Here is a 6,316-nt window from a genome sequence, read left to right on the forward strand (position 1 = left end):
ACGCCGGCCGGATTCGCTGGATCCTGCAGAACTCCTATCCGCAGGTGAACGACCTCGCGGCGCTGGCCGCCCGGGCGGGCGCCGCCGGACTCAGCGAACAGGACGCGGCGGCGGGCACCCAGGTGGCCATCTGGCGCTACTCGGACGGCGCGGACGTGGACGCGGTCGACCCGGAGGCCGAGAAGCTCGCGGACTACCTGGAGAGAAGCGCGCAGAACCTCGCGGAGCCCGACGCTTCGCTGACCCTCGACCCGCCCGCGGTCTCCGGCCACCCCGGGGAACGGCTCGGGCCGGTCACGGTGCACACCGACGCGGACAGCGTCACGGTGATTCCGCCCGCGGACGCCGCGACGAGCGGGGTGCGGGTCGTGGACCAGGACGGCCGGGCCGTCACGTCCGTGGTCGACGGCGGCAAGGTGTTCTTCGAGGTGCCCGGGAAGGCGCTGGACGGTTCGGCCGCGCTGAGCGTCCAGGCTTCGACCAGTGTGCCGGTCGGCCGCGCCTTCACCTCCGACAGCAGAAGCCAGACCCAGATCCTCGCCGGCTCCAGCGAGTCCACGGTCTCGGCGACGGCGACCGCGAACTGGGCCGCCACGGGTCCCGTCCCCGCGCTGTCGGCACGGAAGAACTGCGCCAAGAACGGTGTGGACATCACGGCCGCCAACAAGGGCGACGAGGCGTTCACCTTCCAGCTGATGGGCTTCGAGCACACCATCGCGGCCGGGGAGTCCCGGACGGTGACGATCCCCTTGCAGGAGGACCAGCCGTACGACTTCACGATTCTGGGGCCGAACGGCTTCGGGCAGCGGTTCGCGGGCGTCCTCGACTGCGCGACCCAGAGCAGCGCGGGCGGCGACGAGGTACAGACGCTCAGTGAACCGAGCCCGGCCCTGGCGGGCGACACCTCCGCGGACGGCGTCAACCTCGCCGAGACCGGCAGCTCCGACGCGACGCCGGTGATCGCCGGCATAGCGATCGTCCTGCTGGCGATCGGCGGCGGCGTGGTGCTCCTCGTAGGCAAGAAGGAGCCGCACGGGGCAGACACCCGGAAATGAGTGTGAGCGACATCGGTGAGCGACATCGGTGAGCGACACCGCACCTTGACAACTCAACAGTGTGTGACCGCACGGTGACCCACTGGACCACGCGGCCCCGGCCCCGCCCGCCAGGCGCCCGGGGCCGCTGACGTACTCGTTTTCGCCGAGGGGTTGCAGTACGGCAAGATGGTGAGTATCTGCCCACTGCCAGAATTCAAGCTGCCGGACGGTTTCTCTTGGCTGAGTACATCTACACCATGCGCAAGACGCGTAAGGCTCACGGCGACAAGGTCATCCTTGACGACGTGACGCTGAGCTTCCTGCCCGGCGCGAAGATCGGTGTGGTCGGCCCGAACGGTGCCGGTAAGTCCACCGTTCTCAAGATCATGGCGGGCCTTGAGCAGCCGTCCAACGGAGACGCGTTCCTGTCGCCCGGCTTCAGTGTCGGCATCCTCATGCAGGAGCCGAAGCTCGACGAGTCCAAGACGGTCCTGGAGAACGTCCAGGACGGCGCCGCCGAGATCATGGGCAAGCTGACGCGCTTCAACGAGGTCGCCGAGCTCATGGCGACGGACTACTCGGACGCGCTGCTCGACGAGATGGGCAAGCTCCAGGAGGACCTGGACCACGCCAACGCCTGGGACCTGGACGCGCAGCTGGAGCAGGCCATGGAGGCGCTGGGCTGCCCGCCCGGCGACTGGCCCGTCACCAACCTCTCCGGTGGCGAGAAGCGCCGCGTCGCGCTCTGCAAGCTGCTGATCGAGGCCCCGGACCTGCTCCTCCTCGACGAGCCCACCAACCACCTCGACGCCGAGTCGGTGAACTGGCTGGAGCAGCACCTCTCGAAGTACGCGGGCGCTGTCGTCGCCGTCACCCACGACCGGTACTTCCTGAACAACGTCGCCGAGTGGATCCTCGAGCTCGACCGCGGTCGGGCGATCCCCTACGAGGGCAACTACTCCACGTACCTGGAGAAGAAGGCCACCCGCCTCAAGGTCGAGGGCCGCAAGGACGAGAAGCGCGCCAAGCGCCTCAAGGAAGAACTGGAGTGGGTCCGCTCCAACGCCAAGGGCCGCCAGACCAAGTCCAAGGCCCGCCTCGCTCGTTACGAGGAAATGGCCGCCGAGGCGGACAAGATGCGGAAGCTGGACTTCGAGGAGATCCAGATCCCGCCGGGCCCGCGTCTGGGCTCCATCGTCGTCGAGGTCAACAACCTCTCCAAGGCGTTCGGCGACAAGGTCCTGGTCGACGACCTGTCCTTCACGCTGCCGCGCAACGGCATCGTCGGCATCATCGGCCCGAACGGCGCCGGCAAGACCACGCTCTTCAAGATGCTCATGGGCCTGGAGTCCGCGGACTCGGGCTCGGTCAAGATCGGTGACACGGTCAAGATCAGCTACGTCGACCAGAGCCGCGCCAACATCGACCCCAAGAAGACCCTCTGGGCGGTCGTGTCGGACGAGCTGGACTACATCAACGTCGGCCAGGTCGAGATGCCGTCGCGCGCGTACGTCAGCGCCTTCGGCTTCAAGGGCCCGGATCAGCAGAAGCCGGCCGGCGTCCTGTCCGGTGGTGAGCGCAACCGCCTGAACCTGGCGCTCACGCTCAAGGAGGGCGGCAACCTGCTGCTCCTCGACGAGCCCACCAACGACCTCGACGTCGAGACCCTGTCCTCGCTGGAGAACGCCCTGCTGGAGTTCCCGGGCGCGGCTGTGGTCATCTCCCACGACCGCTGGTTCCTGGACCGGGTCGCGACCCACATCCTCGCGTACGAGGGTGACTCCAAGTGGTACTGGTTCGAGGGCAACTTCGAGTCGTACGAGAAGAACAAGGTCGAGCGGCTCGGTGCAGACGCGGCCCGTCCGCACCGCGCCACCTACAAGAAGCTGACCCGGGGCTGATCTTGCGGCACATCTACCGCTGCCCGCTGCGCTGGGCGGACATGGACGCGTACGGCCACGTCAACAACGTGGTCTTCCTCCGCTACCTGGAGGAAGCCCGTATCGACTTCCTGTTCCGCCCGGACAAGGATTTCCAGCAGGGGTCCGTGGTGGCTCGCCATGAGATCGACTACAAGCGGCAACTGGTCCACCGGCACGCGCCCGTGGACATCGAGTTGTGGGTCACGCGGATAAGAGCGGCGTCGTTCACGCTCACCTACGAGGTCAAGGACCCGGACCAGGTGTACGTCCAGGCCTCGACGGTGGTCGTGCCGTTCGACTTCGCGACGCAGCGTCCGCGCCGCATCACCTCCGAGGAACGGGAGTTCCTGGAGGAGTACATGGACGACGGCAAGGCCGATGCGAAGGCCGACGAAGAGGGCGGGGCCGTCGCCGCATGACGGTCCTGCACCTCGCCGACGAGGGGGAGACGGCAGACCTCGCCGCCTTCCTCGCCCGGCTGCTCCACTACGACCGTGGGGCGGCGGTGCGCCTCCAGGCGGCCGGGACCACGCTCGCCGTGTTCGGGCGCCCCCCGTCCTTCGAGGTCCTCGCGATCCGTACGGCCAGGCTCGCCAAGCCCTACGAGAACGGGCTGGACGTCGCCCTCGACGTCACCGTGTCGGCCGGTGAACTTCTGGAGACGGCGGACGAGTCGGCCGCCACCTTCACCGTCCCCGGCGCCGTGACCGGCCCGCCCTGGGCCGGGGTGCTGCCCCCGCGCGGCGGCTGGCGACCGGAGCCCGGGCTGCCCGCACCGGACGCGCTGCGCGCCATGGTCGCCGCAGCCGTCGCCGAATTCAGGTCCCGTACGCAGGAGTTGGCGGCCGAGCTGCGTACCCGGGCCGAACTCGACCGGATCGGGCGCGAGATCTGGACCCGGACGGTGGGGGACACCCCCCTGCCGGTGCGGGCCGTGCACGCGGCGCAGTCCCTGGGGTTCCTGCGGCCGGCCCAGGCCGCGGGGGCAGCCGGTGAGGAGCAGCTCGCGCTGGTCTCGGCGGGGGCCTGGCTGCGCCTGCGCACGCCGTACGGCTCGATCGCCGTGCGCAGGGCCGGACTCGGGGCGCTGGACGTCACCGTCCGCTGAAGGCCTGCGCGGTCCTCAGCCCGCGGCCCTCAGCCTCGGTTCTCGGCCTTCAGCCCTCTGTGTTCACCATCGAGGCCGCCGCGTACGTCAGGTAGTTCCACAGCGTCCGCTCGTGCTCCTCGGAGAGGCCGAGCTCCTCGACGGCGACGCGCATGTGCTTGAGCCACGCGTCGTGCGCCGCCCGGTCGACGGCGAAGGGGGCGTGGCGCATCCGCAGCCGGGGATGGCCCCGGTTCTCGCTGTACGTCGTGGGGCCGCCCCAGTACTGGATCAGGAACAGCGTGAACCGCTCCTCGGCCGGGCCCAGGTCCTCCTCCGGATACATGGGCCGCAGCAGCGGGTCCTCGGCGACACCCTCGTAGAACCGGTGCACGAGGCGACGGAAGGTCTCGTCGCCGCCGACCTGCTCGTAGAAGGTCTGCTCCTGAAGCGTGCCGCGCGGAATCTCTTTCACGTCACCCATGGTCTCAGACGGACCGACCGAGGACTCAAGGCCTAGGACCACCCCCTCTGCGGGCCACACCGGGCGTCCGGTTCCGGTTCGGCCGGGATCGGCGCTCGCGCCCCGGCCCCGGGCGCAGGACAGTGGACGTATGAGAGCGCACGCTGTCCACGAGGGCAGGGACGACGGCCTCGGCGATCTCGAAGGCCTCGCCGCTTCGGCGCGGGCGGAACTCGTGCGGGTGATCGAGGCGAGCGGGGCCTGGGACGCTGATCCGGCCTGGCGGGAGGCGTTCGAGGCGGTGCCGAGGCATCTCTTCGTGCCCTACTACTACGCCGGTGCCGTGTCCGGACGGCAGCGGCTGTGGGGCGAGAGTCCCGACCGGCGCACGCGTGAGCGGTGGATGCGCGGCGCCTACACGGACGCTCCGCTCGCGACCCGGATCCGCGACGGCGAGCTGGTCTCCTCCAGCAGTCAGCCCTCGCTGATGGCCATGATGCTCACCGAACTGGAGGTCGAGGACGGGCACCGTGTCCTGGAGATCGGCGCCGGTACGGGATACAACGCGGCGTTGCTCGCCCACCGCCTCGGCGACGAGTACGTCACGACGGTGGATCTGGACCCGGAGATCACCGAGTCGGCCCGCCGGCATCTCGCCGCCGCCGGCCACCATCCGGTCGTCGTCACCGGCGACGGCGCCCGCGGAGTGCCCGAGCGAGGTCCCTTCGACCGGATCATCGCGACCTGCACACTCACCTCGGTCCCGCGCGCGTGGCTCGCCCAGTGCCGCCCCGGCGCCCGCGTCCTGACGCCGTTCGCCACCGGCCTGGCCGCCCTCACGGTCATCGACGCCGAGCACGCCGAGGGCCGCTTCCTGCACACGTCCGCATACTTCGTGCCGTTGCGCGGGGTGCGCCGCCCCGAGCCGGACATCCCGCACCTGGGCGCCCTCCCGGCCCGGACGCGCGAGCACGAACTGTTCCGGTTCCTGCTGGCGCTCACCCGGGGCAGCCTGGACCCGCAGGAGGCCTACGCACTGTGGGAGCGCGAGGACCGTCCGGTACGGGAGCGGTACGGGATCACCGTCAGCGGCGACCAGGAGTGGGCCTGGCTCGACGAACCCACGGGTCCGTACGCCTGGCCCCTCCCCGTCTGACGGCCTATCCCCGGCGGATCGTGATCGTCGTCCACGCGCCCACGTGCACCCGGTCGCCGTCCTGCAGCGGTACGGGGACGAAGGGCTGGATGGGCTCCTCGGAGTTGTTGACCGTCGTACCGTTCGTCGAGTTCTGGTCGACGACCGCCCAGCTGCCGTCGGGCTGCTGGACCAGCACCGCGTGCTGGTGCGAGACGCCCGGGTCCTCCGGCGGCACCGCCAGGTCGATGTCCGGGGACTCGCCCGTGGAGTGACGGCGGCGGCCGATCGTGATCTGGTTGCCGGTGAGCGGACGCTGCTGCTCCGGCGAGTACGCGGGCAGGTTCAGCCCCGCGGCCTCGGGGCCGGAGCGCTGCATCATCGCCATGAAGTACTCGCGGTCCGGGCCGATCGTCGCGGACCAGGTCAGCGGCTGCTGCTGCTGGCCGTAGCCGTAGCCGCCGCCCGGAGAGGGCGGGGCCTGGGCGGGGCCGGGCTGCGGATAGCCGTAGCCACCGCCGGCCGGTGAGGGCGGGCCGGGCTGTCCGCCCGGGCCGCCGGAGGGCGGGGAGATCACCCAGTCGTCGTCACCGCCGCCGAAGCCGCCGCCGGGACCGGTCTGCGGACCGCCGGGCCGGCCCGTCTCCTGCGGGAACGCGGGCGGGAAGGACG

At 70.4% G+C, this 6,316-nt stretch carries 7 protein-coding genes; 5 read left to right on the forward strand and 2 right to left on the reverse strand.

Going from position 1 to position 6,316, the window contains the following annotated elements:
* From STRTUCAR8_RS21520 to STRTUCAR8_RS21535, 4 genes are all read left to right on the forward strand, one after another.
* The coding region (locus tag STRTUCAR8_RS21520) for a TQXA domain-containing protein (protein ID WP_044472614.1) at positions 1–1,055 on the forward strand (1,055 nt) is incomplete at its 5' end.
* A gap of 218 nt (positions 1,056–1,273) precedes the next feature.
* On the forward strand, positions 1,274–2,938 hold the full coding sequence (ettA, locus tag STRTUCAR8_RS21525) for an energy-dependent translational throttle protein EttA (protein WP_006378000.1): 1,665 nt from the start codon (positions 1,274–1,276) through the stop codon (positions 2,936–2,938).
* Between the two features lie 2 nt (positions 2,939–2,940).
* Positions 2,941–3,378: an acyl-CoA thioesterase gene (locus STRTUCAR8_RS21530; protein WP_006378004.1), complete on the forward strand. Its 438-nt coding sequence runs from the start codon at positions 2,941–2,943 to the stop codon at positions 3,376–3,378.
* Entirely contained in the window at positions 3,375–4,067 is a 693-nt protein-coding gene (locus tag STRTUCAR8_RS21535) for a DUF8185 domain-containing protein (protein WP_006378006.1), read from the forward strand. Before STRTUCAR8_RS21530 ends, STRTUCAR8_RS21535 begins: the two co-directional genes overlap by 4 nt.
* A gap of 49 nt (positions 4,068–4,116) precedes the next feature.
* On the opposite strand, the gene STRTUCAR8_RS21540 is transcribed toward STRTUCAR8_RS21535, so the two are convergent.
* The gene (locus STRTUCAR8_RS21540; RefSeq protein WP_006378001.1) at positions 4,117–4,530 is read right to left on the reverse strand and encodes a globin; all 414 of its coding nucleotides are present in this window, start codon (positions 4,528–4,530) and stop codon (positions 4,117–4,119) included.
* Positions 4,531–4,660: 130 nt separating this feature from the next.
* Here STRTUCAR8_RS21540 and STRTUCAR8_RS21545 point away from each other — a divergent pair, with 130 nt between their 5' ends.
* Complete coding sequence (locus tag STRTUCAR8_RS21545; RefSeq protein WP_006378003.1) at positions 4,661–5,665, forward strand: methyltransferase domain-containing protein; 1,005 nt, start codon at positions 4,661–4,663, stop codon at positions 5,663–5,665.
* Positions 5,666–5,669: 4 nt separating this feature from the next.
* Here STRTUCAR8_RS21545 and STRTUCAR8_RS21550 read toward each other — a convergent pair.
* The coding region (locus tag STRTUCAR8_RS21550; protein ID WP_006378002.1) for an FHA domain-containing protein at positions 5,670–6,316 on the reverse strand (647 nt) is incomplete at its 5' end.

Origin of the sequence: Streptomyces turgidiscabies Car8 (assembly GCF_000331005.1) — a bacterium.
GTDB lineage: Bacteria > Actinomycetota > Actinomycetes > Streptomycetales > Streptomycetaceae > Streptomyces > Streptomyces turgidiscabies.

Bases quoted from the DNA above. Each gene is read 5' to 3' on its own strand.
- STRTUCAR8_RS21535 (WP_006378006.1), top strand. From the start codon at position 3,375: ATGACGGTCCTGCACCTCGCCGACGAGGGGGAGACGGCAGACCTCGCC.
- STRTUCAR8_RS21540 (WP_006378001.1), bottom strand. From the start codon at position 4,530: ATGGGTGACGTGAAAGAGATTCCGCGCGGCACGCTTCAGGAGCAGACC.
- STRTUCAR8_RS21545 (WP_006378003.1), top strand. From the start codon at position 4,661: ATGAGAGCGCACGCTGTCCACGAGGGCAGGGACGACGGCCTCGGCGAT.